This window comes from Mucilaginibacter straminoryzae, from assembly GCF_022953055.1.
In the GTDB taxonomy this organism is placed as follows: domain Bacteria; phylum Bacteroidota; class Bacteroidia; order Sphingobacteriales; family Sphingobacteriaceae; genus Mucilaginibacter; species Mucilaginibacter straminoryzae.
Genome location: NZ_JALJEJ010000008.1, coordinates 98634 through 123108 on the forward strand (window position 1 = coordinate 98634; position 24475 = coordinate 123108).

The following is a 24475-nucleotide window of genomic DNA, read 5'->3' on the forward strand; positions in this document are numbered from 1 at the left end:
AGCATTTACAAATTTTTATGTCAATAATTTCATCAAACCTGAAATTTCTTCGTAAGAAAAAAGGTTTAACTCAGCAGCAATTTGCAGATCAAATCGGTATAAAAAGGTCACTGGTGGGCGCTTATGAAGAAGACAGAGCTGATCCTAAATATGATTTGCTAAAAAAAATAGCAACTTTCTTTGATGTTAGTATTGATGCTTTAATTAACGAAACGATAGACGAAAAATGGGCGCCGAAACCCAAAGGCAATCCGGCTAACCTTCGCATCCTGAGTATTACTGTAGATAAAGAAGATAATGAAAATATAGAACTGGTACCGGTTAAAGCCAGCGCCGGTTACCTGAATGGTTATGCCGATCCTGAATTTGTGGGCACTTTACCAAAGTTCTATCTCCCGATGTTTAAACAGGGAACCTATCGTGCCTTTGAAATAAAAGGCGATTCAATGCTACCCCTGCAATCTGGTAGTATCGTGATCGGCGAATATGTAGAGAACTGGGGTGATGTGAAGCCTAATGAAACCTATGTAATCATCTCGAAAACAGAAGGCGTTGTTTATAAACGCATCGGAAACCGTTTCCGCGATAATAAAAAGCTAAAATTAGTATCAGATAACCCGGTTTACGAGCCTTACGAAATTGGCGCCGAAGACATTCTGGAAATATGGAAGGCGAAGGCTTATTTCTCTACGCAGTTTCCGGAACCTACGCCAGAACCAACCATGGAAAGCCTGACCAATATGATGGCCCAGATGCAGCGCTCTATAGCCAAGCTGCAAAGCAACAATTAAGTTACAAGGTTGAGGTTAAACCCTGAGCGCATATCTTTATCATAACCTTTAAAATAACAATCATGAAAAAGATCTTTTTAATGGGCTGTTTCCTGTTAGGATTTACTGCTCTAACTTTTGCTCAGGGCCGCATGCGCATGTCGCCGGAAGACCGTGTAAAACAACTGCAAACGGCCTTGAAATTAACCGATGACCAGTCGGCCAAAGTACTTGCCTTGTATCAGGCACAAGGTAAAAAAATGGACAGCTTAAGAAATGCTGCTAATGGCGATTTCCAGTCAATGCGTCCGGCTATGCAGGCTATGAACCAGGAAACAAATACCAAACTGATGGCTTTGTTAACCGATGATCAGAAAACAGCTTACAAGAAAATGATGGAAGAAATGCGTGCGCGTATGCAGCAAAATGGCGGCGGTACCCCTCCTCCTTCTAAATAATAAAGACAATAAAAAAGCGGCGAAAGTGCCGCTTTTTTTTTAAATATCTTTTCGGTGAGTTCTCTATACGGTAGCATCACTGATTTGAACCGGTGGCGGATATTTTTTAAAGATTGCTGCAAATATTAAAGCAATCACAAATATGAAGATCAATGATATGGCAATCCCGGTGATTACACTTACTGCCGATTTTTCTTCCTGATCTTTAAAACCCTTTTCCATTTTTGCCATTTGCTCGTCAATCTTGTCCTGATCGGCGCCACTTTTTTCAAGCATCTTGGTTGTAGCATCCATCATCACTGTCCTTACTTTTTCTACCGAGTTAGGCTCTATCACTTTTGTAAATAGCAAATCATAAGTAACAAACTTAACAGCATAAGACACCAGGAACATTACAAAAATTCCGGTAGCCGCCTGTTTAAACGTCCAGAAACCACCGGCTTTTTTACGGAGATCGGTACAGAAAACAGAGGCAATAGCAATCGGAATCACTGCAGAAAACAAAAACGGCCCAAAAGAGATGGTCCAGAATGAAGCAGCAATGCTAACGATGAAGTAGTAGGAAAAAACACTAAGCACGGTTAGTGCAATGCCTAAGATGACACCTTTTATAGAGGCATTTTTTCTTAGTTCAGAAAGCGAAATGTTCATGATGAGGTTATTTGAATGACTCTAAGATAGCATAAACTGCGCTATCAAAGGCAGGATCAGGAGCATTTGCTAAAAATTCTTTTTTATTGTCTGCGCCACCGTCCAGCTGCTGGAAGAAATTCATCATCGGGTAAAACAGGCCCTTTATTTCGCTATCTTCAGGTAACGTAATCGCAACACGGGCAATTTCAGAAGGGGTGCTTTCAATCACAATCTGGTTGGCAATTACAGGCTCATATATCCTGTATTCATCCTGAAACTCGTCCTCGTCTACCAATAAAAACTCGCGCAGATAGTCTTCCAGCGAAGGTTCTATCTCTTCGTCGCGGCATTCGTTCAGGTACAGCAGCAGGTTCAACAGTTCTGTTCCCCTGTCCAATGTCTGTTCTTCAATTTCTTCCCACTCTTCTGTCTCAAGGTAATCTTCCTCCAATTTTTTAACGTCGGCGCTGAAGAAGTTAATCATCAGCAGATCGAAGAAAACTTCGCGAAGTGGCTCTAACTGGGGCATATCATTGAATATCGCGTCCAGTTCATCTACTTTGCTTAGAAAATCCTTATCCGCCAGCAGCACGTCATCAAAACGGGCTGGAGCAGTAGCTTCTACAGGATTATATTGATTAAAAGCATTCAAAGCGGCCCTGATGGCGGCGTGTACTTTAGGATCGATCATAATTTCGGGCTTTAAAAATTTGGTTATTGTTTACTGTTAACAACACCTTACCTGTTAACGTTTGACCGATAAAAGGCGAATTGTAAGATTTTGATAAATTGTTCTCTTTGGTGTAAGTCCAGCTATTGTTAGTATCAACCAATACAAAGTTAGCCGGGCTGTTTTCGGCGATAGCTACGGCTTCTGCACCAATGATTTTCCGCGGGTTGATCGAAAGTTTTTCTGCGATCTGCTCGATCGATAAGCCTGCCTGTAATGCAAGCGAAAATGCGGTTTGCAAACCGATCATGCCGTATTCTGCAACTTCAAACTCCACATTCTTGTACTCCACTTCCTGTGGTGTATGTTGCGAAACAATAGCATCAATAGTACCATCTGCCAAACCTGCCTTTAAGGCATCAATATCTTTAGCCGTACGCAGGGGTGGTTTTACTTTATACAAGCTGTCAAAGCCGGTGAGGGCTTCATCTGTTAAAACCAGATTATGTGCTGCAACATCACAAGTTACTTTTAAGCCTTTGCGGCGTGCTTCGCGGATCAGCTCAACGGCGCGTGCGGTCGATATCGTTGAAAAATGGATAGGCGAATTAGTGTATTCGGCCAGGTACAAGTCGCGCGCGATCATCAGTTCCTCTGCCAGCGCAGGTATACCTTTCATGCCCAAGAGCGTGCTTACTTCACCCTCGTTTATCTTTGCTTTTCCGGCTATTGCAATGTCTTCCGGGTAAGAGAAAATAAGCGCGTTGAAACCGGTTGCGTACAGCAATGCCCGCTCCATCAGGCCGGCGTCCTGAACCGGATGATCGCCATCTGTGAATGCCCTTGCACCACTCAGGTACATGTCATACATTTCAGACAGATCCTTGCCCTCGCGCTTGTGAGAGATAGTTCCCAGCGGAACAATTGCTACCAGGTTGCCCTTAGCTTTATTGACCAGGTATTCTACCTGCGCCTTGGAATGCACCGGGCTAAAAGTATTAGGCATCACCGCCAGCCCGGTAAAGCCCCCGGCAGCGGCTGTAGCGGTACCTGTCGCAAGGTCTTCCTTGGTCTCGTAGCCCAGCTCGCCGATATTGCAGTTCAGATCAAAAAAGCCAGGTAGTAAATGCTTACCTGCGGCTTCTATTACTTCTGTTTCTGCGTTAAGATTGTTTCCGATTTGGACGATCTGTCCGTCCTGAATTAAAATGTCTGTAACCTGTTGATGAAAGGGTGAGTTCGGGTCAATAACGGTAGCAGACTTGATGAGCAAATTCATGAATATTGATTTGTACCTGTATTGATGATAGTTTGTTGATCGGCAGTGCCTTTTTTATTGGTTTTATAAAACCTGATAAGCGCTATTTCCGCCGCCAGAAATATCAGGGTTAAAAGTAGGCAAAGTTTCCATATTTGCGAACCTGAATTTATACCGTTGGCAGCAACTTTAGCAGAAGCTTCGGCTTCGCCCATTATCCTGGCCCCGCCAGGCAGCAATTGCTGCAATTCTTTTTTTGTAAAATAGTGCAGATCAGACTCGCCACTCTGGCTGTTAAAACTCAACCATTGCAGAAATTGCGAACCGCGTTGTAAAGCATATTGCCCAGGCTTGTTTAGTTGATCTGAAACAAATAAATAAGAAGCCCCCTCCTGTCGCCGCACATCCGGCACAACCTTCAGGTCTCCTTGTTGCAGCATTAGCACGTCATCTGCCCCAGTCTCAAAATCGGGTATTTCTATGGATTGATCTGTGCTGAGTTGATGATACAGGGGTTGATCATGCCCGCTCAGTAAAGCGATTCGCAGCATGGTGGTAACAAACAGTGCATGCCGGGGAAGGTTGCTGAAACTTTCGTCAAGTGGCGATGAACATAAGTAAACGTTACCTTGCTTGTAGCTATAACGGCTCCAGAAACTTTGTCCATTGTTCAAACTCATTAATTTCTCCGCAGCTGAAGTGCCTGCTTCGTTTAACCGATAGTACGCTTTTACAACCGGCAGATCCGGGTTTTGCGGCATGCTTTCGAAGGTATTGCGATAGACTGCAGCTTTGTTATTTAGCGAACCAACACGGCTATCTTCCTTAATCAACTGTTGTGGATAGGCGGCATTAACAGAAGAAAGTAAACTTTGATAGCTCCCTGCATCAATGTCAGCAGCAGGAAACACCGACAGCGAGCCACCCTTAGCTACGTAGGCTTGTAGTTGTTTGGACAACCCGGCAGATATGGACTTGATATTGCTTAGAACCACCAGCGAATACTGGCCTAAACCATTGTAATCCACATGCCCGTCGGTAGTTTCGGTAAGTTTAAAAAACGGATCGCTGCTGAAAACGGCTTTTAAATAAACATCAGGTGCGGATTGCGTCACCATCAAAACAGGCAACTGGTTCTGCACATTAAAACTGAAATAAAAGCGGTTATCGAAGGTAATGGGGTTATCCTGCAAATTAATCTCTGCCTGCTGCCAGCCCGCAGTTAAGCCGGAAAAGCTTAAAGTATCAGTTTGAACAGCACCGGCATTTATAGTGTAACTACCCAATGCTTTTTGCGTGTTATTTACCAGCAGTTTAAGCGGCGCATTTACGGCCCTAGCACCTGCATAATTGTGCAAGCGTACCACCAATTTTTCCGGTTCACCCGGCCGGTGTATTGCATTTATCAGCCATACACTATCCACTGCTATGTTAGGTAAAGTATTTGCCTGTAGCTTAACAGAGGATAAAAAAATGCCGGGGTCTGCTTTAACGGGTGTTTCAGCGTTGCTCTTTTGGAAATCAGAAATCAGGTAGATAGACTTAGCCGCAGCAGGCTGTGTTTGCAGTAAACTCTGCTGACGGTTAACAATTGCTTGCAAAGCGCGACTCTGGGCACTAATTTTCACACCGTCAACGGCATCCTTAAACTCGCTTCTGCTTAAAAAGCGTTGATGTTTCCCTTCAAAATCCTGGGTAAGGAGCTGAAATTTGGTATTCAGATCGTACCGGTCCGCAATGGTTTTAGCAGTTGTTTTAGCCTCATCCAATAAAGTACCCTCGCGGCTGAGCGCCTGCATAGAGTAAGAATTATCTAAAAAGATGCTTACTACCTGCGTTTGGCCAGTGACCTGGGGCGTACCACGATCTGCAAAATACGGACGAGCGAAAGCCAGTACCAGGAAGAAAATAGCGAGCAGCCGGGCTAACAGGATCAAGCGCTCTTTCAAATTGCGGCGGCCAGATTCCTGCTCATTCACCTCTTTCAGAAACTGCACATTACTGAAATATACCTTCTGAACCCGGCGGAAGTGAAAAAGATGAATAATAACCGGTATAGCTAACGCCAGCAAACCAAACAGAAAAGCGGGATAAGCAAAGTGCAGCATACTTATGGCAAATGTGCAAAATATAAACGCTTATACTACCTGTTAGTGATATAATCGGCAAAATTTATCTGTAGATGTGCTACGGTGCTCTGTGTGTAAACATTTTAACCTGTTTGCTGCTTATGAATATATGGCTAATTGGTACATCGGCTGCTCGGGGTTTTCATACAGGCATTGGAAGGGCAAGTTCTACCCTGCCGACCTGCCGCAAAGTAAGTGGTTGTCTTTCTATCTGCAGCACTTTAATACCATCGAGATCAATGCTACCTTCTATAATTTCCCGCAATTGAAAACGCTGGAGAAATGGTACCAGAGTTGTTCGCCGACTTTCCGGTTTTCCATAAAAGCACCTCGCGGCATTACCCATTACAAGCAGTTTTTAAATGCAGAAGGTTTAATTGCAGATTTCTATACCGTTATTAACGATGGCTTGAAGGAAAAGCTGGGCCCGGTGTTATTTCAAATGCCGCCGAAATTCATTTATAGTGATGAACGCTTAGACAGACTGTTAGATAACTTAAATCCTTCATTCAAAAACGTGGTTGAGCTCCGCGACGAAAGCTGGTGGCGCGGGGATGTTTTCGATGCTTTGGCCAAACAGGGTATTACCTTTTGCGGCATGAGCCATCCTAAACTTCCGGACGATGTTATACAGAACACGCCTGTTGTTTATTACCGCTTCCACGGTGCGCCAGAGCTATACCGTTCGCCTTATGATACAGCCTTTCTGCAGAAAATAGCAAACGAAATCGATAAAAATCCCCAAACAAAAGAAGCCTGGCTATACTTTAATAACGACATTGATGTGGCTGCGATAGATAACGCAAAAGAATTGATGATGATGGCTAGCTTGTAAGCCTATCGTCAATTATTCAGCTGAAATTTGGCGTATCTATGTTGATGTAGTTATTTCGCTATTTAAATACAATTAAAGCAATCTATGGAATACAGAAAACTTGGGAATACAGATCTGGAAGTATCAGTAATTACTTTTGGTGCATGGGCGGCCGGTGGCTGGATGTGGGGTGGCAATGATGATAAAGCGGCAATTGAAGCTATGAAGGTTTCTTATGATCTGGGTATCACCTCTATCGACACCGCTCCTATCTATGGTCAGGGCAAAAGTGAAGAACTGGTGGGGCAGGCCATAAATGGCATCCAACGGGATAAGGTACAAATCCTGACCAAATTTGGTATGCGCTGGGATGATATCAAAGGGCAACTGGCTTTTAAAAGTAAGGATAACGACGGTAAGGATATCGACATTTATAAATATGCCAGCCGTGATAGTGTGATCAAAGAGTGTGAAGACAGCCTGCGCAGATTGGGTACGGATTATATCGACCTGTACCAGATCCACTGGCCGGATGCGACCACGCCTATCGCTGAAACGATGGAAGCGCTATTACGCTTGAAAGAACAGGGTAAAATTCGCGAAGCTGGGGTAAGCAATTACAATGTACAGCAAATGGAAGAAGCTGCGCAAACCATTAACCTGGCTTCGAACCAGGTGCCTTATAGTATGGTGAAACGCGATATTGAAAAAGACCTAGTGCCATATGTGATTGAGCACCATAAAGCGATACTAGCCTATAGCCCTATGGAGCGCGGTCTGTTAACAGGCAAGATGAAGCCGGGCCAGCAGTTTGGCGAGGGTGACCATCGCGCGGGATTGAAATATTTCAAAGACGAAAATATTAACCGCACTAACGAGTTCCTGCAGAAGATAAAACCGATAGCTGATGAAAAGGATGCTACACTTGGCCAGTTGGTACTACGCTGGACGGTAGAGCAACCTGGTATTACCATTGCGCTTGCAGGGGCACGTAACGCAGACCAGGCTAAACAAAACGCAGGAGCGCTGAACCTGAAGTTATCTTCAGATGAAATAAACTTCATTACAACGGAATTGAACAAACTGCAATTAGTTGATTAATCATCAGTAACGAAATGCAAAAAAGCCGGTAAGACTTAATCCTCTACCGGCTTTTCTATTTTGAAGGTTAGCGTATCAGGCTTTCATCGGTAACGAGAACGAGAAGGTTGAACCCTCGTTTTCAATGCTATCCACCCATATTTCGCCACCATGACCCTGAATAATCCTTGAAGTGATATAAAGGCCCATGCCCAGGCCGGATACTTTTTGATTTCGGTCATCCACCCGGTAAAATTTGTCGAAAACCTTCGTCAGGTTCTCCTTTGACAGGCCTATCCCCTGATCTGCAACGCTAATATTAACCGCTTCATGGTTACGGTTTAATGTTGAAACGGTAACGTTGGTTCCTTTGGGCGAATATTTGACCGCATTACTGATCAGATTAGTCAGCGCCTGCTCAAGCCGAAGCTTATCAAAGCGCGTATCGGCCTGTTTATCAAAATTCAGGGTGAAGGTATGGCTGGGATGCGAAAGTTTGGCAGCCTCCACCACTTCTTCAATAAAGCCGGTCACTTCAGACTTTTCAAATTGATATTCCAGCTTATTATTCTCAATCTTAGCGAAATCCAGTAATTGTTGAATGAGGGTATTTACCTTACCGGCCTGGATATTTATTTTATCCAGGTAATCCGCCATTTTGTAAGGGTCCTTCTCGGCAAAGGTACGGCCGATTTGTGCGTAAGCTTTGATAATAGTCAACGGCGAGCGCAGTTCGTGCGAGGCTATCGACAGAAACTCTGACTTTTTCTCGTTCAGCAGCATTGATAACCGGAGCTGCTCTTCCTGATGCGCCGTTAGTTCGAATAGCTCCTGGTTACGCCGTTTGATTTCCTCATATGGCGACTCGGTGTTCATTGCCGCGATATGCTCAGCAAGCCGGGAAATAATAGCTATGGAAACGCGTATGGAACGGGGTATGCTAAGTTTTAATTTCAATAAGAAATTATCCGGCTGCTGGCGCTCAACTTCCAACACAGGGATCAGTCTCTTCGCATATTTTAGTTCTTCGCTGTTTTCAGTAAACTTTGCGTCCGTAACAATTTCAGCCGAAAGCACCCAACGGGCTTCGGCCTTAACAATAGAAAACCTAAGTATGCTGTTATAGGTCTTATCCAGTACCGCGCGACAAGCTTCGGTAACGGCTGTTGCAAATGTTGTTTGTGTAGAGCCGGACAGGCCCAGATAGCGCGCAATTGCTACCGCCCTTTTTTGGATAAAAGGCAGGTCTAACTCATTGTCGAGGTTTATTTTTGCAATTTCGTACATGATTTAACGAAGCTTAACTATAACAACAGAAGCATCATCGTTCCTTCGCGAAAAGTCTTTATATAACGCCGCAGCCAGAACCATGGGATCGTACTTACTGATATTTACATATTTAGATAATTCCCAGCGCGATTTCAATCCGTCCGAACATAAAATTAACTGATTATATTCATTAAAGGAATAGCTCTGGCTATTAAGTGTCGCCGGAATGTTATGACCGATAATACCGTTATAAGAGATGTGGTTTTTATCTGCGCCTGTTGTGCTTAAAAGTTTAGTCGCGATATTCCCCACTCCGCAAATTTCAAATCGTTGCCTTTCTGTATCAAAAAAAGCGAGTGTAGCCACCATTCCCCTGCTTTTACGTATCGCCTGATGCAATTCGCGGATGGTTGCAGACGGAGAATCAAAAGTGGCATCTTTTAACGCATCTACAGCGGCATTGACTGCGCTGTTTGCATCTTTACCGTGCCCTAAGCCATCTGCCAGCATTACCACTACCTGATTTTTATCCTGCTTAAAGTAAAATCCATCTCCGCTTGTTTTTTCGCCAGGCTTGCTTATTACCAAAGGGTAAGCTTTTATACCATTAACTCTGTTTTTAACGGTTGGGGTATTTTTATAAAGCCTCGCGAGTATGATAGTTCCCCAGCCTTTTAACGAGTAGATCTCTAAGACATCGGCAAGGCGTTTCATGCTACCTAAGCCATTACCAAGCGTGTTGGTAGACGAAAACCCATCAACCAGCACTTTTGAAACGTCTGCAATACCGGGGCCGTTATCTATACATATGATTTCTACGTACAGCTGGTCTTCATCCTGTTTAACAGCCGAAAGAATTTCCCCACCTATAGCATGCTTCTGCAAATTAGAAGTCATCTCTGCCAGCACCAGGTCTATCTCAGCTACTTTTTGAGCACTAAAGCCCGCTTCATGCGCCTTATGCCGGATATCAAGCTTTAGAATTGCATAATAACTACGGTCGCTTGCCGGATAGCTGATATGCGTTGCATCAACCATTGGCCCATTTAATTATCGTCACGGTAGTACCCTTACCCAATTCGCTTTTCAGGTCAAACTCGTTAACCAATCTTTTGGTACCCGGTAAACCTAAACCCAGGCTTTTACCGGTAGAATAACCGTCCATCATGGCTTTATTTACGTCGGCTATTCCCGGGCCACTATCTTTAAAAATCATCCTGATACCATTATCACGGCCTTTTGTGACCGCCTCTACCGACACTTCACCCCCACCTCCATAACGAAGCATATTTCTTACCAATTCACTCGCGGCGGTGATCAGTTTGGTTTGATTCACCAAACCCATCTTTATTTTTACTGCAAATTCCTTCGTTCTATTCCTAAGCAACACGACGTCCTGCTCTCTATTGATCTTTATCAAATCCTTTTTCAGGGAAAGTATCATCGTCGTCGTCAATTATAATGTCATCGGATATTATCATTCCCTGAAGCAATTCCATTCCCCGCTCTACATTTAAAGCCGTATGCACGCCGGGCAATTCTAACCCGAGTTCTACTAACGTTATGGCTACGGCAGGTTGCATACCAACCACAACGGTTTGGGCATCTAAAAGTTTAGACATACTTGCAATATTGCCAATAATGCGCCCCATAAATGAATCTACTATCTCGACAGCAGAAATATCGATCAATACGCCCTTTGCTCCTGTTCTGTTTACTTCGCGGATCAGGTTTGCTTCCAGATCCATAGCCAGTCTATCATACAGGTCTACTTGTATGGTCACCAGTAAGAAGTGACCCATCTTTAAAATGGGAATTCTCTCCATAAAATTACTTCAGATTTTAAGCGTTAACGGTTTTACGTCTTACCTCTAAACGCATGGTGTTGAAAGCAAATTTCAAAGCACTGGCTAAGGTTGCCTTGGTTACGATATTAGAAAGATCTATCCCTAAATGCACGATCGTCTGGGCGATCTCCGGCCTGATACCGCTGATGATACATTCTGCCCCCATTAAGCGTGTAGCACTTACAGCTTTAATTAAATGTTGCGCCACTAAAGAGTCAACAGCCGGAACACCAGAAATATCTAAAATAGCTATGCTGCTTCCAGTGGCTACTATTTCCTGCAAAAGGTTCTCCATTACCACTTGCGTACGTGAGCTATCCAGCGTACCGATGATCGGAAGCGCCAGAATACCATCCCACACGCGGATCACCGGTGTCGATATCTCGGCAATTTCATCCGTCTGGCGCAGGATTACCTCTTCGCGCCCCTTAATAAAGGTTTCAAATGTGGTGATGCTGAACGAGTCTACCAGGTTATTCACTTTTAAGGTTTCCTGGTAAAGTAAATCTGTTTGCCCCGCTAATTCAATTTGCAGGATATCTAACAGCGCTCTTTTTAAGCTTAAGACATACAAGCCTGTTTCGCGGGGACTGTAGCCATGCATGGCCCTTGACCCGGAAATTCCGGCCAGTATTTCGTTCACCGTGTCAAAACCCGGCGAATCGTAATCGGTTATATCTGTCGTGTTTAACGCTATGGCTAAGCTGTCAAGTAATTCTTCAGATTGGATGCGAAGATCCTCGTTATTCATCAGATCTTCCCGCAGCCCATCATCATTGAGCTGGTTCTTCATCCATAATTCGAATATCTCGCTTTTCTTATCTTTTACAATGCGGGCGGTTGCGTTCATGGCTTGTGTTATTGGTGGTGTAGTTAGTGTTGAAAGTTGTAGAGGTGAATTAAAACAAGCCAAATGTAAACAATTAATCCAGTTAACAAACAGTGTGTTTAATTACTATTATAATTGTTTAATTACTAAGGTAAAAGTTACTTTACCCCTTGTGCCTGCGTTTCTTATGGCTGCTTTCTTGCTTTTTTGACTTTGTTTTTGACGATTCTTTTCGCTTGGATGAAGTGTGCGACTTTCTTGATGAACTTTTGGCCTCCGTTTTCTTTTCAGGAGTGCTTTGCTTCGGTTTATTTTCTACAGCCGCTTGTTTTGTTTTACCGCCATCTTCTGAAGGCTTATCCTTGCTGATCTGTTTAGCAGAAAGACTGCTGCCATGAAGCGTATAGGCAATCAACCGGGTTTCAGAGCCGGGTTTAGCTGCAGCGCCCTCGCCTTCAAATACCGGGAAGCTTCTGAACAGGGTATCATTTTTTACATAAAATTTATCATTACCCCTGAAGCCCTTACGCTGGGAAACCGTTAAGCGGGGAAACTCCAGCTTGTTGGCACGGTCGCCCTGGTATTCGTATATAAATACATTGGTAAACCTGTTGGTATCTATCGTTTTAGCCTGGATGATAATTTCCGGATTACCATCCACATCCAGATCTGCGTTAAGTACATCCTGGATCGGACCTTCCAGATCGCCGTTCACGGTATTATATTGTTGCTCGGCTGAATCAGACCTTAAGATCATGTAAGCGCCGCCACCTTTAGCGCCCCTGCCCCAGCTTAAAATATCATAATATCTTCCGGGAGCAACCTCTACCATTTTATGAAATTTAAACGGTTCTTCCAGCGTTTTTCTTAGCGGCTTTTGTATCACTGCAGCAGCGCTTTGCTTATTTGGCTCATCAGAACAAGCAGCAAAGCAAAATGCGACGGCCAATAGTATTAATACACTTCTAATGTTCATAAAGTCTTGCATTTAACCAATTGATTTAATTAGACAGGTAGTCTGAAGTTATATCCATTTTTATTTTGCCAGGCATTGTCCAATACACCTGCAGGTTCCCGCCAACACCCACGTCAAAGTACTTCAGCGTAAATTTATGATAGCCCCGTTTTAAAAGTACATCACCGCCTTTTTCGAACATGCTGTGCCGGCCATAGTTATCTACCACCGGCTGATCGTCGATCAATAACACCGAACCATTATCGGAGCGCGTACTGAAGGTATATTTTCCGTCTGTATCTATACGAATATAACCATTATATATTATCCCGAATCCGCCGCGCTCACGGTTCGCCTTTTTAAAATCATTCGTATAAAAGCCCTTTACTTCTCCGGTATCGGTAACTAACCCGGCAGAGATCTGATCGGTGCTGTTGAACGCGCCAGGTGTAAGTTGGTATTTCAGGCCAACCCGTGTAGGCTGATAAGTTGATGGCGCAAGCGGGCCGCGGTTATAAACGGTTGCTTTAGTAACAACACTACGTTTACCGGAAGGTGTTACCACAATAGTTTGCAACTGGCGGTAGTTATTTTCCGGAACGGTTAAAGTAAACGGATGTTCGTATAACGTAGTTTCCGTGCGTGGCGGCAGATCATCTATGGTATAATAGATCTTAGCACCTTCTACCGGTGCCTTTAAATTTACGTTTAAACCTGAAGCTGTGATGATACTGTCCGGTGCGCCGATAGCTGCGGGTACACGGAAATTATAATCTTCGCGGTCTAACAACGCCAGGTGATGCGGCAGCCTCACTTCTGAAAAATCCTGAAAATTTTTATTCGCTAACGGCGACCAGGCCACCTCTGCAAGGGCAAGCATCCGTGGCAAAAGCTGGTATTCTAGTTTGGCATCGGTAGCGATGTATTCTGTCCACACATTTGCCTGTACCCCCAAAATATATCTCTGTTGTGCTTCGGTTAATGCCGCCGGTATTGGATTATAAGCGTATGTTTTAGCTAAAGGTGCGTAACCACCTATAGACAGCGGCTCCAGGTCTGACTTACCCTGCGCATGGTCCAAATACAATCCGCCTGAACTTGGCGTCATGATGACGTTGTGGTTTTGTTTCGCCGCAGCGATCCCCCCGGCTTCTCCCCTCCAGCTCATTACCGTGGCGTTAGGCGCAAGGCCGCCTTCCAGAATTTCGTCCCAACCAATAATGTTCCGTCCTTTGGAATTTACAAACTTCTCTATCCGCTGGATGAAATAGCTCTGTAAACCGTGCTCATTCTTTAGTTTCAATTTCCTGATCAGGTTCTGGCAAAAAGCAGATTTCTCCCAGGCGTCTTTGGGTACTTCATCACCACCGATATGAATGTATTTGGAAGGAAAAAGGCCCATTACTTCGGTAAGCACGTCTTCAAGAAAAGCGAAGGTTTTATCTGTAGGGCAAAAGATGTCTTTAAAAACACCCCAGATTTGCGCCACCTGGTATTGCTTTCCCGGCTCGCAGCCGAACTCTGGGTAAGCGGCCAGTACTGCGGATGAATGCCCTGGCATCTCTATTTCCGGAATTATGGTGATGTATCTTTCAGCGGCGTATTTAACCACGTCTCTCACCTGATCTTGGGTATAATAACCACCGTGAGGCGTGTTATCATATTGCCATGGGGTACGATCATTAAAATTCCCGATGACGGTTTGCGCGCGTAAGCTACCTACTTGTGTTAATCGGGGATATTTCTTGATCTCGATGCGCCAGCCCTGGTCGTCTGTCAAATGCCAGTGAAAGGTATTGAGTTTATATTGAGCTGCCAGATCGATGATCTTCTTCACTTCTTCTACAGAGAAAAAGTGACGGGAAACATCCAGGTGAATGCCCCTGTAACCAAACCTGGGCGCATCTTCGATATCCACACAAGGAACATTAATGCTGCCCTGCTTCTGGTTATCAAATAACTGAATGAGCGTCTGAACTCCATAAAATAAACCTGCTCCTTTACCCACAATACTGATCTGCGCAGGGGTAACAGTTAAATGATAACCTTCTGCCGGCAAACTGGCATCATACCGGATATAAAGGCTTTGGTTCCCGGTAATGCCCGGATTACGATTAATTGCCAGATTTAAGTTACGATGATCTTTAAGATAACTGGCAAGAAAAACGACAGCTTTATTATCTGCAGAATCGGTAATGATCCGGGTTTCCTGACTTAAGGTAAAATTACCTGCTATTTTGGTAAGTTTTGCCGGTGCAGGAATAATCCCTGCATATGGATCAGTTGTTTGTGCTTTCGAAGAAGCGGTAGCAACAAGCAGCAGCAAGCCTGATAAAGCACTGTAGCACAATGTTTTAATATGGAGCATTAAAAACAGTTATTTAATTTAGTTAGCCCGTGAATTTAACAAGAATTTTTAGCCTGCGCGAACCAAGTTTAAAAGCATCGCTTTTTTTACAAAAGGAAATGTCCGGGCACAAAAAAGGCCTCCTTTTCAGGAAGCCTTCATGCTATAGTTGGTTAAACTTATGCTTGTTGTTCTGGCGCTGCTTCGCCTGCTGGTTTCTGGCCTTCAGGTTTTGGCGGCTTAGGTAATAAAACTTTACGTGACAGTTTTAATTTACCTTGTTTATCCACGTCAATCAGTTTTACTTTCACCATCTCACCAACTTCAAAGATGCCATCCATTTTCTCTATACGGCGGTGGTCAATTTCTGAAATGTGTAACAGACCATCTTTACCAGGAAGTATTTCAACAAATGCACCAAACGGCATAATTGATTTTACTTTACCTTCGTAGATCTCACCGATCTCTGGTTTAGCGGCAATCGCACGGATACGCGCTACAGCAGCATCAATAGCTGCTTTGTTATCAGCAAAAATCTGAACGATACCTTGGTTGTCTTTTTCTTCGATATTGATTGTAGCACCAGTTTCGCGTTGCATCTCCTGGATGATTTTACCACCGGGACCGATAACCGCACCGATGTATTCTTTATCGATCTTGATCGCAACGATACGCGGAGCGAATGGCTTGTAATCCTCACGAGGCTCGGTGATAGTCTTCTTCATTTCGTTCAAAATGTGCAGACGACCAGCTTTTGCCTGATCTAAAGCTTTAGCTAAAACCTCGTATGATAAGCCATTGATCTTCAAGTCCATTTGACAAGCAACAATACCGTTTTCGGTACCGGTTACCTTAAAGTCCATATCACCTAAATGGTCTTCGTCGCCAAGGATATCAGAAAGGATAGCATATTTGCCGGTTTTCTCATCGCTGATTAAACCCATTGCGATACCAGAAACCGGGGCTTTAATTTTAACACCGGCATCCATTAACGCTAATGTACCTGCACAAACGGTAGCCATAGAAGAAGAACCGTTTGATTCCAGGATATCTGATACTACACGGATAGTATACGGATTTTCATCCTCTGCCGGTAACACTTGCTTTAATGAACGCATAGCCAGGTTACCGTGACCAACTTCGCGACGGCCAGGGCCGCGGTTAGGACGAACCTCGCCGGTTGAGAAACCAGGGAAGTTATAGTGCAGGATAAATTTCTGGTAGCCGTTGATGAATGCACCGTCGATCATTTGCTCATCATCTTTAGCACCTAAAGTAACGGTGGTTAAAGACTGGGTTTCGCCGCGGGTAAATACCGCAGAACCGTGTGCAGACGGCAGGTAGCTGATCTCGCTCCAGATTGGGCGGATCTGTGTAGTCTGACGACCATCTAAACGCTTGCCTTCATCTAATACCAGGTTACGTACAGCATCATACTGCACATCATGGAAATATTTCTTTGCCAGGAATTTGGTGATGTCATCAACATCTTCACCTAAACCAGCAATTAATACTTCCTGTATTTCTTTGAATTTTGCAGAACGATCGTGTTTCGCAGATGCAGATTTTGCTATCTCGTACACTTTGTCGTAGGTTTCTGCGTAAACGCGTTGTTTCAGATCTTCGTTGCTATGCTCGTGATTGTAAACACGTTTGGTTTTTGCTTTCTCTACTTTTGCAGCAAGCTCTTTCTGTGCAGCCACCTGAACTTTGATCGCATCATGCGCAAACTTCAGTGCTTCCAGCATTTCTTCTTCCTGGATCTCTTTACACTCGCCTTCAACCATGTTGATGTCGTGTTCAGAACCTGCTACGATAAATTCTAAAGTGGCACGTTCCAGATCGCTCAGTAACGGATTGATTACCAGTTTACCATCGATTTTTGCTACGCGTACTTCTGAAATAGGCCCGTTGAAAGGAATGTCAGAAACCGCTAAAGCCGCAGATGCTGCTAAACCAGCCAAGGCATCGGGCATAATGTTTTTATCAGCAGATATCAGGGAGATCATTACCTGGGTGTCTGCGTGATAATCTTCAGGGAATAACGGGCGTAATGCACGGTCAACCAGACGTGAGATCAGGATCTCATAATCTGATAAGCGTGCCTCGCGGCGTAAGAAGCCACCCGGGATACGGCCTGTTGAAGCGTATTTTTCCTGATAGTCTACAGATAATGGCAGAAAATCTACCCCTTCTTTTGCTTCCGGTGCAGATACGACAGTAGCCAGTAACATGGTATCACCCATTTTCACTACTACAGAACCGTCTGCCTGTTTGGCCAATTTACCGGTTTCGATCTCAACGATGCGGCCGTCACCTAAATCGAACGATTGTTTAATTGCGTTATAACTCATCTTGTTGTTGTTGCAGTGCGTTTTTCATCTTTTAGAACGCACCATTTTTGTGTATGTAAATATGTTGTTTTTAATGCAAAAAAGCCATCCGAAAATGCGGACGGCTTTTGAAGAAAAAAAAGTCAAACTTACTTGATGATATCACGAAGCTCAAGCGCTTTGATGATCGCACGATATCTTTCGATATCTTTGTTGTATAAGTAAGCCAGTAATGCACGACGTTTACCTACAAGTTTCTGAAGTGACAACTGGGTAGAAAAATCTTTTTTGTTCTTTTTAAGGTGACCGGTTAAATGCGCAATTCTGGTGGTGAATAATGCGATCTGACCTTCTGCCGAACCTGTGTTAGTGGCCTGACCACCGTGTTTTGCAAAGATCTCTGCCTTTGCTTCTTTACTTAAATACATTACTTGAATAATATTAAAGCGTGTAAAACTTTGTTAATTGTGGCACAAAGGTAATGTTTTGTTTTTATAATAAAAAGACTTTGACAGCTATTGTTATTGGTTATTTATTTGCCTGTTTTTCAGCCTTTTTAGGCTATTTCGTTTAATGTAACGAGGTAGCTTAGTGCCGAATGTTTTATTTTAGCGGCAAAGTTTTAGTGTTGCATCCTGTACATACATATCTCCAGCAAAAACTTCTTCAGCGGGAAGAAGCAGGTAACCTGCGGAGTTTAAAGCCCGGAAATACGCTGATAGACTTTGCTTCTAACGATTACCTTGGTTTTTCCAAAGACCATCGGCTACAAGAACTGATCACGCGCGAACTTGAAAATCAGCATCATCAAACAGGCTCTACCGGTTCACGGCTACTTACAGGTAATTCTGTCTATGCGGAAGACCTGGAACGCGGGATAGCGAATATACATAATGCTGAAGCCGGGTTGTTATATAACTCGGGGTATGATGCCAACCTGGGGCTATTCTCGTCCATTGCCCAGCGCGGCGATACGGTAATTGCCGACGAACTGATCCACGCTTCTATTATAGATGGTATCCGCCTGAGCAACGCTAACCGGTATACCTTTAAGCACAATGATCTAAGCAGCCTGGAAGAGAAGCTAAAAAACGCCAAAGGCAATGTATTTGTAGCCGTTGAGAGCGTTTACTCCATGGATGGCGACCTTGCCCTGCTTTTACCCATTGCTGAAATTTGCGACCGTTACGGTGCGGCTTTAATTGTAGATGAAGCACATGCTATCGGCGTATTCCATACCGGACTGGTAGATCAGCTTCAACTACAGGAACAAGTTTTCGTGCGGGTGGTGACCTTTGGAAAAGCTATGGGCTGCCACGGTGCAATTGTATTAGGCAGCGAAGTGCTCCGTAATTACCTGGTCAATTTTTCGCGTTCTTTTATCTATACTACAGCTGCTCCTTTACACCAACTGGCGGCTATTAAATGCGCTTATCAATTGCTGGAAAATGCCGACGATGACATTGATCTGTTACATAATAACATCGCCCTTTTAAAAGATTTGCTTGCTCATTCAGGTATCAATATCCCCGGGCAAAGTGCGGTGAACTGTATTATTACCGGAAACAACGAAAAGGCAAAAGCACTTGCGCTGCAACTTAACCAGGCCGGGATTGACGTAAGGCCGGTACTCAGCCCGACTGTGGCAGCAGGTACCGAGCGTTTACGTATCTGCATGCACACTTATAATACTGAAACTGAAATCAACCTGTTAGCAAAAACAATTATTGATTTTTATGCTTGAAAGCAAACCATTATTTATTACCGGTATCGGAACCGGGATTGGAAAAACCGTTACTTCGGCCATCATCACCGAAAAACTACAGGCCGATTATTGGAAACCGGTACAGTCAGGCGACCTGGATCAAAGCGATTCGTTAACCGTTCGAAGCCTGGTTAGCAATTCCCGCACTGTTTTTCACCCCGAAACTTACCGGTTAACACAACCCTATTCACCACATAAATCAGCAAAAATCGATGAGATCACCATCGATCCGGATAAATTCACCCTGCCAGAAACGGAAAACACATTGATTATTGAAGGCGCCGGTGGATTGATGGTTCCTTTGAATGATGAGTTCCTGATCATCGATCTGATTAAGAAATTAGATGCGGAAGTGATCTTGGTTTCGCGAAACTACCTGGGCAGCATTAACCACACCCTGTTAAGTTGGAAGGTGTTAAAAAGCGAGCAGATTTCAGTAAGAGGCATTATTTTTAACGGCTACAGCGACGAATCTTCTGAAAGCTATATCCTAAACTATACAGGCTTAAAACTATTGGGCCGTGTGCCGGAGTTCCAGGAAATCACCAAAGAAACCATAAAACAAGCCGGGGCTTTTATTACCTTGTAATCACCTATTTTGGCAAGACCAATTGTAATCATAACCTATATATTATGGAAAGAATAACCGTAATCGGTTCGGGAACCATGGGTAACGGCATTGCGCATGTGTTTGCACAATACGGCTACCGCGTCACCCTGACCGATATCAGTGAAGAGGCTTTACAAAAAGCGCTTAAAACCATTGAGGGCAACTTTGACCGGCAGATAAAAAAAGGCACAATAGACGAAGCGGCGAAAAAATCAGCACTGGATCATATCTTCACTACCACCAACCTTGCCGAAGCCGTTCAAGAGGCCGACCTGGTGATTGAAGCTGCGACGGAAAATACCGAGATTAAACTGAACCTTTTTAAACAGTTGAGTGAACTTTGCAAACCGGAAGCTATCCTGGCCAGCAATACCTCGTCTATTTCTATCACGCGGATCGCTGCGGCAACTACACGGCCGGAGCAGGTGATCGGTATGCATTTTATGAACCCAGTACCGGTGATGAAACTGGTGGAAGTGATCCGCGGATATGCCACCAGCGATGCCGTAACCGACACGATTATGAGACTATCTGAAAAGATAGAAAAGGTTCCGGTAGAAGTAAATGATTACCCCGGCTTCGTAGCTAACCGGATTCTAATGCCCATGATCAACGAGGCTATTTATACCCTGTATGAAGGCGTTGCCGGTGTTTATGAAATTGATACCGTGATGAAACTGGGAATGGCGCACCCGATGGGTCCGCTACAACTGGCAGATTTTATCGGCCTCGACGTATGCCTTGCCATCTTGAACGTGCTGCATGAAGGCTTTGGCAACCCTAAATATGCACCTTGCCCATTGTTGGTAAACATGGTTACCGCCGGGCACAAGGGTGTGAAAAGCGGGCAGGGTTTCTACACCTATACTGCTGGTAGCAAAGATTTGGTTGTAGCGCCAAAATTTTCCTGACTAAACTTTTGAACCGCTCTGCCGTCATAGTAGTAAACAACACAACTATGAAAGCATTAAGTAAGATCCTTTTAGGATTAAGTTTAGCCGTTACCGTATTCTCTTCCTGCTCTGGCAGTTACTACGTAAGTGAAAGACCGGTAGAGCCTGTTTATGAAAGGGCACCCGCTCCATACGCCGATGCCTACTGGATACCCGGCGAATGGCAGTGGAATGGTGTTAGATATGTTTATGTTCGTGGGTATTGGGTGCATGCCCGTCCGGGTCGTGCTTACGTTCCGGGCTACTGGCGCCAGGTTCCAAGAGGTCACGTTTGGGTAAGAGGCCACTGGAGATAATATTCTAATTTTTGATAACAGAATAGGCCTTGCAAAACACAAGGCCTATTCTGTTTCTTGATTCTTGTCTCTTGATTCTTGAATCTAACTTGCTACATTCTTTCCGGTACTTCTATACCCAATAAAATCATTCCTTTTCTGATAGCATCTGCGGCGGCGCCCGAAAGCTGTAAACGGAATTTCTTCAGGGTTTCATCCTCTGCCTGCAGGATCGATTTTTCGTGGTAAAACTTATTATAAGCCTTGGCCAGTTCGTAAACATAGTTGGCAATAACAGCAGGGCTATAGTCTTTCGCCGCTTGCTGAACCGTTTGCGGATATTGTGTTAAGGCAATGATCAGATCGCGCTCCACAGCAGATAACTCTTCTACCGGTTGAGTTTCGGTAAAATCAACTCCTGCCCTGTTCAATACAGAACGGATACGTGCATGCGTGTATTGAATAAACGGACCGGTATGTCCCTGGAAGTCGATCGACTCATTCGGGTCGAACAACAAGCGCTTTTTAGGTTCCACTTTCAGCAGGAAATACTTCAAAGCCCCCATACCAATCATGTGGTACAGCCGTTGCTTTTCCTCCTCGCTAAAATCGTCCACCTTGCCTAACTGCTCGGTTTGCACTTTGGCAGTCTGCTCCATCTCTGTAATCAGATCATCCGCATCGACAACAGTACCTTCGCGCGATTTCATTTTACCAGAAGGCAGGTCGACCATACCGTAAGATAGATGGTACAAACCTTTCGCCCAACTTTTGCCGAGTTTCTGCAAGATCAGGAAGAGCACCTTAAAATGGTAATCCTGCTCGTTACCCACCACGTAGATGGATTCATCCATGTGGAAGTCGTTATATTTCAGTTCAGCAGTACCTAAATCCTGGGTAATATAAACAGAGGTACCATCAGCACGGAGCACCAGTTTCTGGTCGAGGCCGTTGGCAGTAAGGTCGATCCATACCGAGCCATCTTCTTTTTTGAAGAAAACGCCCTGACTTAAACCGTCTTCAATAATATCTTTTCCTAACAGATAGGTATTCGATTCGTAATAGAACTTATCGAAGCTGACACCCAGTTTAGTGTAAGTGTCTTCAAAGCCGGCGTAAACCCAGCCGTTCATCGTCTTCCAAAGGTTGATCACTTCCTCGTCGCCCGCCTCCCATTGCTGCAGCATTGCCTGCGCCTCTTTAATCAGCGGTGCATTCTTCTTTGCTTCCTCTTCAGTTTGGCCCTGGGCCTTTAGCTCATCTATCTGTTTTTTGTATTCCTTATCGAAGATAACATAATATTTTCCTACCAGGTGGTCACCCTTCAAACCAGAAGATTCCGGCGTTTCGCCATTACCAAATTGCTGCCAGGCCAGCATGGATTTACAGATATGTATACCCCTGTCATTCACAAGGTTAGCTTTTATCACCTCATATCCTGCTGCGCCTAAGATTTGGGCTACAGAATAACCTAACAAATTATTACGAACGTGCCCCAAATGCAAAGGTTTATTGGTATTAGGCGAAGAATATTCCACCATTACCTTTTTACCGTTTGGTGCAACCGTACCAAAATCCGCGGTTAAAATCTGGTTGTTCAGTTTGTCCAGCCAATAGTTATCAGCCAGAGAAATATTCAAGAAACCCTTAATTACGTTAAAGGCAGCTACTTCTGGTAATTCTTTCTGTAAGAACTCGCCGATATCATTTCCTGTCTGCTCAGGTGACTTTTTTGAATAACGGGTGATCGGAAAGGTTACTATAGTTACCTGTCCTTCAAATTCTTTTCGTGTCTCCTGCAGGTTAATATCCGAGGACGACAAATCTGTATCATATAAGGCTTTAACAGCTTTTAGGGCTGCATCGATAATAAAATCCATCGGTCAAAATTAATAAAATTACAGCCATACGCCTCAAGATATTATTAAGCAGTAAAAAACTATATAGATTTGTGTGAAGTCATTTATGATAAAAAACAAGGAATTTAAGATAGGCGTAGCGTCTGAAATTGGCCGGTTAAAGGCCTTATTGATCCATAGCCCGGATAGCGGATTGGGTAAAGTTGTACCCTCAAAAGCGCAGGACTGGCTGTATGAGGATATTGTACACCTGGACACTATGCGCGCGGGTGAGTATGACTACTACGTAAAACTGCTGATGTATTTCCTGGACCAGGACAAGATAAAAGGCCGTTTGGCTGAAATTGATGCACCTGAAAATCAAAGGGCATTTTATAAACCCGATCATCCGGATTTTCACAGTTCGAACAAAGTAGTGGAGCTGCAATGCCTGCTGAGCGATATTTTGGCTGATGCAGAGATTAGGCTGAAACTGGTTTCTTCAGTCTGCGCGATTGAAAACTGCGACTATCGCTTGCAGCAGCGTTTGCTGGGGATGGACCCGCACGAACTGGCAAAGATCTTTATCTCCGGGTCGATTGATAACGAAAAGATGATCTTCGCCCCCATCCCCAACCTGATCTTTTCGCGGGATATCGGCATCGTCATCAACAAACACATCCTGATCAATAAACCGGCCAAAAAGGCACGTCAACGCGAAACCTTGTTGGCGCGTTATATTTTCTTTAACCATCCTTTGTTTAAAGATTACAAGGATAATATTATCGAATTACCGGAAACTGAACAGCACTTCCTTCGGCCCGGCGAAGACCAGACCGAGCGTACCACGTTAGAAGGCGGTGACGTTATGGTGATCAGTGCTGATCATGTAATTATCGGCTGTAGCGAACGCACCTCTGCCAGTGGCGCTAATGAAGCAATCAAGCTGTTATTTGCCAATAAGGTGGTGAAAAAGGTAACGGTAGTTAAAATTCCGCATAAGCGCGACTACATGCACATCGACACCATCTTTACCCAGGTAAAACGGAATGTATGGGTGCTTTTAGGTTCTTTGGCGATTACTAAAGCAGCGGTAAAAGAAATTGAACCAATCTCGTGGTTTGTAGATAACCGTCTGAAAGACCAGCCGGAGATCATTCAGTTTTATGCCGACCAGAAGCAGCCGCGCCGGTTTAAAAACCTGGAAGAATTACTGGACGATATCAGCCGTAACGATTTGGGCAGCACAGAACCGACCAAGTTTATTTATTCTGGTAATAATACGTTTCCATTTGATGCCCGCGAACAGTGGACAGATTCCTGCAACCTGCTGGCGTTAAAAGAAGGTGTAGTTTTAGGCTATGACCGTAACGATAAAACCCTGGAAGCCTTTAAACAAAGTGGGTTTAACGTTATTAAAGTTGCAGATCTGTTACAACAATTGGAGAGTGGCACGGTGACGGTGGAAAGCTTAACAGATACAATCATATTAATGCCTTCATCAGAACTTTCACGTGCCCGCGGTGGTTTCCATTGTATGAGCCTGCCGGTTTTAAGGGAAGAGATCAGTTAACGTTCATTAGTCCACCGGTTCATTAAGCATGAATCAGTTCAATTGACTAATGACAAATGAAACAATTTT

At 44.2% G+C, this 24475-nt stretch carries 23 protein-coding genes; 9 read left to right on the forward strand and 14 right to left on the reverse strand.

Annotated elements, in window-relative coordinates:
• Positions 1-17 precede the first annotated feature (17 nt).
• Together MUY27_RS15755 and MUY27_RS15760 are read left to right on the forward strand one after the other, a co-directional pair.
• A complete protein-coding gene (locus MUY27_RS15755) occupies positions 18-791 on the forward strand; it encodes an XRE family transcriptional regulator (protein WP_245131539.1) in 774 nt (257 codons plus the stop codon).
• A 62-nt stretch (positions 792-853) separates the two neighbouring features.
• The gene (locus MUY27_RS15760) at positions 854-1228 is read left to right on the forward strand and encodes a hypothetical protein (RefSeq protein WP_245131541.1); all 375 of its coding nucleotides are present in this window, start codon (positions 854-856) and stop codon (positions 1226-1228) included.
• Positions 1229-1291: 63 nt separating this feature from the next.
• On the opposite strand, the gene MUY27_RS15765 is transcribed toward MUY27_RS15760, so the two are convergent.
• Genes MUY27_RS15765 through MUY27_RS15780 form a run of 4 tightly spaced genes read right to left on the reverse strand, consistent with a single transcriptional unit; the run spans position 1292 to position 5897 of the window.
• Positions 1292-1879 (reverse strand): DUF4199 domain-containing protein, encoded by a 588-nt coding sequence (locus MUY27_RS15765; RefSeq protein WP_245131543.1) that lies wholly within the window; start codon positions 1877-1879, stop codon positions 1292-1294.
• 7 nt (positions 1880-1886) lie between these two features.
• Entirely contained in the window at positions 1887-2552 is a 666-nt protein-coding gene (locus tag MUY27_RS15770) for a hypothetical protein (RefSeq protein WP_245131546.1), read from the reverse strand.
• A complete protein-coding gene (locus MUY27_RS15775) occupies positions 2539-3810 on the reverse strand; it encodes a dihydroorotase (RefSeq protein ID WP_245131549.1) in 1272 nt (423 codons plus the stop codon). The genes MUY27_RS15770 and MUY27_RS15775 overlap by 14 nt, the downstream gene beginning before the upstream one ends.
• Complete coding sequence (locus MUY27_RS15780; protein WP_245131551.1) at positions 3807-5897, reverse strand: BatA domain-containing protein; 2091 nt, start codon at positions 5895-5897, stop codon at positions 3807-3809. Before MUY27_RS15780 ends, MUY27_RS15775 begins: the two co-directional genes overlap by 4 nt.
• Positions 5898-6027: 130 nt before the next feature.
• Between MUY27_RS15780 and MUY27_RS15785 the strand changes: the two genes are divergently transcribed.
• Positions 6028-6753, forward strand: coding sequence for a DUF72 domain-containing protein (locus MUY27_RS15785; protein ID WP_245131553.1), 726 nt, complete (start codon positions 6028-6030; stop codon positions 6751-6753).
• 84 nt (positions 6754-6837) lie between these two features.
• Positions 6838-7833 carry an aldo/keto reductase gene (locus tag MUY27_RS15790; protein ID WP_245131556.1) on the forward strand — a complete coding sequence of 332 codons (996 nt, stop codon included), beginning with the start codon at positions 6838-6840 and terminating at the stop codon, positions 7831-7833.
• A 75-nt stretch (positions 7834-7908) separates the two neighbouring features.
• Here the strand turns inward: MUY27_RS15790 and MUY27_RS15795 are convergent, their stop codons facing one another.
• The 9 genes from MUY27_RS15795 to rpsO form a co-directional block, all read right to left on the reverse strand.
• Positions 7909-9099, reverse strand: a complete 1191-nt coding sequence (locus tag MUY27_RS15795; RefSeq protein WP_245131558.1) for a sensor histidine kinase — start codon at positions 9097-9099, stop codon at positions 7909-7911.
• A gap of 3 nt (positions 9100-9102) precedes the next feature.
• Positions 9103-10119 (reverse strand): ATP-binding SpoIIE family protein phosphatase, encoded by a 1017-nt coding sequence (locus MUY27_RS15800; RefSeq protein ID WP_245131561.1) that lies wholly within the window; start codon positions 10117-10119, stop codon positions 9103-9105.
• Positions 10112-10525, reverse strand: a complete 414-nt coding sequence (locus MUY27_RS15805) for an anti-sigma regulatory factor (RefSeq protein WP_338042681.1) — start codon at positions 10523-10525, stop codon at positions 10112-10114. Before MUY27_RS15805 ends, MUY27_RS15800 begins: the two co-directional genes overlap by 8 nt.
• Positions 10485-10907, reverse strand: a complete 423-nt coding sequence (locus MUY27_RS15810; RefSeq protein WP_245131566.1) for an STAS domain-containing protein — start codon at positions 10905-10907, stop codon at positions 10485-10487. Before MUY27_RS15810 ends, MUY27_RS15805 begins: the two co-directional genes overlap by 41 nt.
• Before the next feature lie 16 nt (positions 10908-10923).
• Positions 10924-11778, reverse strand: coding sequence for an STAS domain-containing protein (locus tag MUY27_RS15815; RefSeq protein ID WP_245131567.1), 855 nt, complete (start codon positions 11776-11778; stop codon positions 10924-10926).
• A gap of 142 nt (positions 11779-11920) precedes the next feature.
• The gene (locus MUY27_RS15820) at positions 11921-12733 is read right to left on the reverse strand and encodes a hypothetical protein (RefSeq protein ID WP_245131569.1); all 813 of its coding nucleotides are present in this window, start codon (positions 12731-12733) and stop codon (positions 11921-11923) included.
• 25 nt (positions 12734-12758) lie between these two features.
• Positions 12759-15080 (reverse strand): family 20 glycosylhydrolase, encoded by a 2322-nt coding sequence (locus tag MUY27_RS15825; protein WP_245131572.1) that lies wholly within the window; start codon positions 15078-15080, stop codon positions 12759-12761.
• A 158-nt stretch (positions 15081-15238) separates the two neighbouring features.
• Positions 15239-17413 carry a polyribonucleotide nucleotidyltransferase gene (pnp, locus tag MUY27_RS15830; RefSeq protein WP_245131574.1) on the reverse strand — a complete coding sequence of 725 codons (2175 nt, stop codon included), beginning with the start codon at positions 17411-17413 and terminating at the stop codon, positions 15239-15241.
• A 128-nt stretch (positions 17414-17541) separates the two neighbouring features.
• Positions 17542-17820, reverse strand: a complete 279-nt coding sequence (gene rpsO / locus MUY27_RS15835) for a 30S ribosomal protein S15 (protein WP_245131577.1) — start codon at positions 17818-17820, stop codon at positions 17542-17544.
• 170 nt (positions 17821-17990) lie between these two features.
• On the opposite strand from rpsO, the gene MUY27_RS15840 reads away from it, so the two are divergent.
• The 4 genes from MUY27_RS15840 to MUY27_RS15855 are packed head-to-tail and all read left to right on the forward strand — an operon-like array spanning position 17991 to position 21016.
• The gene (locus MUY27_RS15840) at positions 17991-19136 is read left to right on the forward strand and encodes an aminotransferase class I/II-fold pyridoxal phosphate-dependent enzyme (protein WP_245131580.1); all 1146 of its coding nucleotides are present in this window, start codon (positions 17991-17993) and stop codon (positions 19134-19136) included.
• Positions 19129-19746: a dethiobiotin synthase gene (gene bioD, locus MUY27_RS15845; protein WP_245131582.1), complete on the forward strand. Its 618-nt coding sequence runs from the start codon at positions 19129-19131 to the stop codon at positions 19744-19746. The genes MUY27_RS15840 and bioD overlap by 8 nt, the downstream gene beginning before the upstream one ends.
• 44 nt (positions 19747-19790) lie before the next feature.
• The gene (locus MUY27_RS15850) at positions 19791-20678 is read left to right on the forward strand and encodes a 3-hydroxybutyryl-CoA dehydrogenase (protein ID WP_245131583.1); all 888 of its coding nucleotides are present in this window, start codon (positions 19791-19793) and stop codon (positions 20676-20678) included.
• A 47-nt stretch (positions 20679-20725) separates the two neighbouring features.
• On the forward strand, positions 20726-21016 hold the full coding sequence (locus MUY27_RS15855) for a hypothetical protein (RefSeq protein WP_245131584.1): 291 nt from the start codon (positions 20726-20728) through the stop codon (positions 21014-21016).
• Between the two features lie 92 nt (positions 21017-21108).
• Here the strand turns inward: MUY27_RS15855 and argS are convergent, their stop codons facing one another.
• Complete coding sequence (gene argS / locus MUY27_RS15860) at positions 21109-22875, reverse strand: arginine--tRNA ligase (protein ID WP_245131585.1); 1767 nt, start codon at positions 22873-22875, stop codon at positions 21109-21111.
• Between the two features lie 85 nt (positions 22876-22960).
• Here argS and MUY27_RS15865 point away from each other — a divergent pair, with 85 nt between their 5' ends.
• Positions 22961-24406 carry an arginine deiminase family protein gene (locus MUY27_RS15865; RefSeq protein ID WP_245131586.1) on the forward strand — a complete coding sequence of 482 codons (1446 nt, stop codon included), beginning with the start codon at positions 22961-22963 and terminating at the stop codon, positions 24404-24406.
• Positions 24407-24475: the final 69 nt, after the last annotated feature.

Excerpts from the sequence above, each read along its gene's own strand:
- MUY27_RS15755 (WP_245131539.1), top strand. The coding sequence starts at position 18 with ATGTCAATAATTTCATCAAACCTGAAATTTCTTCGTAAGAAAAAAGGT.
- MUY27_RS15760 (WP_245131541.1), top strand. The coding sequence starts at position 854 with ATGAAAAAGATCTTTTTAATGGGCTGTTTCCTGTTAGGATTTACTGCT.
- MUY27_RS15765 (WP_245131543.1), bottom strand. The coding sequence starts at position 1,879 with ATGAACATTTCGCTTTCTGAACTAAGAAAAAATGCCTCTATAAAAGGT.
- MUY27_RS15770 (WP_245131546.1), bottom strand. The coding sequence starts at position 2,552 with ATGATCGATCCTAAAGTACACGCCGCCATCAGGGCCGCTTTGAATGCT.
- MUY27_RS15775 (WP_245131549.1), bottom strand. The coding sequence starts at position 3,810 with ATGAATTTGCTCATCAAGTCTGCTACCGTTATTGACCCGAACTCACCC.
- MUY27_RS15780 (WP_245131551.1), bottom strand. The coding sequence starts at position 5,897 with ATGCTGCACTTTGCTTATCCCGCTTTTCTGTTTGGTTTGCTGGCGTTA.
- MUY27_RS15785 (WP_245131553.1), top strand. The coding sequence starts at position 6,028 with ATGGCTAATTGGTACATCGGCTGCTCGGGGTTTTCATACAGGCATTGG.
- MUY27_RS15790 (WP_245131556.1), top strand. The coding sequence starts at position 6,838 with ATGGAATACAGAAAACTTGGGAATACAGATCTGGAAGTATCAGTAATT.
- MUY27_RS15795 (WP_245131558.1), bottom strand. The coding sequence starts at position 9,099 with ATGTACGAAATTGCAAAAATAAACCTCGACAATGAGTTAGACCTGCCT.
- MUY27_RS15800 (WP_245131561.1), bottom strand. The coding sequence starts at position 10,119 with ATGGTTGATGCAACGCATATCAGCTATCCGGCAAGCGACCGTAGTTAT.
- MUY27_RS15805 (WP_338042681.1), bottom strand. The coding sequence starts at position 10,525 with ATGATACTTTCCCTGAAAAAGGATTTGATAAAGATCAATAGAGAGCAG.
- MUY27_RS15810 (WP_245131566.1), bottom strand. The coding sequence starts at position 10,907 with ATGGAGAGAATTCCCATTTTAAAGATGGGTCACTTCTTACTGGTGACC.
- MUY27_RS15815 (WP_245131567.1), bottom strand. The coding sequence starts at position 11,778 with ATGAACGCAACCGCCCGCATTGTAAAAGATAAGAAAAGCGAGATATTC.
- MUY27_RS15820 (WP_245131569.1), bottom strand. The coding sequence starts at position 12,733 with ATGAACATTAGAAGTGTATTAATACTATTGGCCGTCGCATTTTGCTTT.
- MUY27_RS15825 (WP_245131572.1), bottom strand. The coding sequence starts at position 15,080 with ATGCTCCATATTAAAACATTGTGCTACAGTGCTTTATCAGGCTTGCTG.
- pnp (WP_245131574.1), bottom strand. The coding sequence starts at position 17,413 with ATGAGTTATAACGCAATTAAACAATCGTTCGATTTAGGTGACGGCCGC.
- rpsO (WP_245131577.1), bottom strand. The coding sequence starts at position 17,820 with ATGTATTTAAGTAAAGAAGCAAAGGCAGAGATCTTTGCAAAACACGGT.
- MUY27_RS15840 (WP_245131580.1), top strand. The coding sequence starts at position 17,991 with ATGTTTTATTTTAGCGGCAAAGTTTTAGTGTTGCATCCTGTACATACA.
- bioD (WP_245131582.1), top strand. The coding sequence starts at position 19,129 with ATGCTTGAAAGCAAACCATTATTTATTACCGGTATCGGAACCGGGATT.
- MUY27_RS15850 (WP_245131583.1), top strand. The coding sequence starts at position 19,791 with ATGGAAAGAATAACCGTAATCGGTTCGGGAACCATGGGTAACGGCATT.
- MUY27_RS15855 (WP_245131584.1), top strand. The coding sequence starts at position 20,726 with ATGAAAGCATTAAGTAAGATCCTTTTAGGATTAAGTTTAGCCGTTACC.
- argS (WP_245131585.1), bottom strand. The coding sequence starts at position 22,875 with ATGGATTTTATTATCGATGCAGCCCTAAAAGCTGTTAAAGCCTTATAT.
- MUY27_RS15865 (WP_245131586.1), top strand. The coding sequence starts at position 22,961 with ATGATAAAAAACAAGGAATTTAAGATAGGCGTAGCGTCTGAAATTGGC.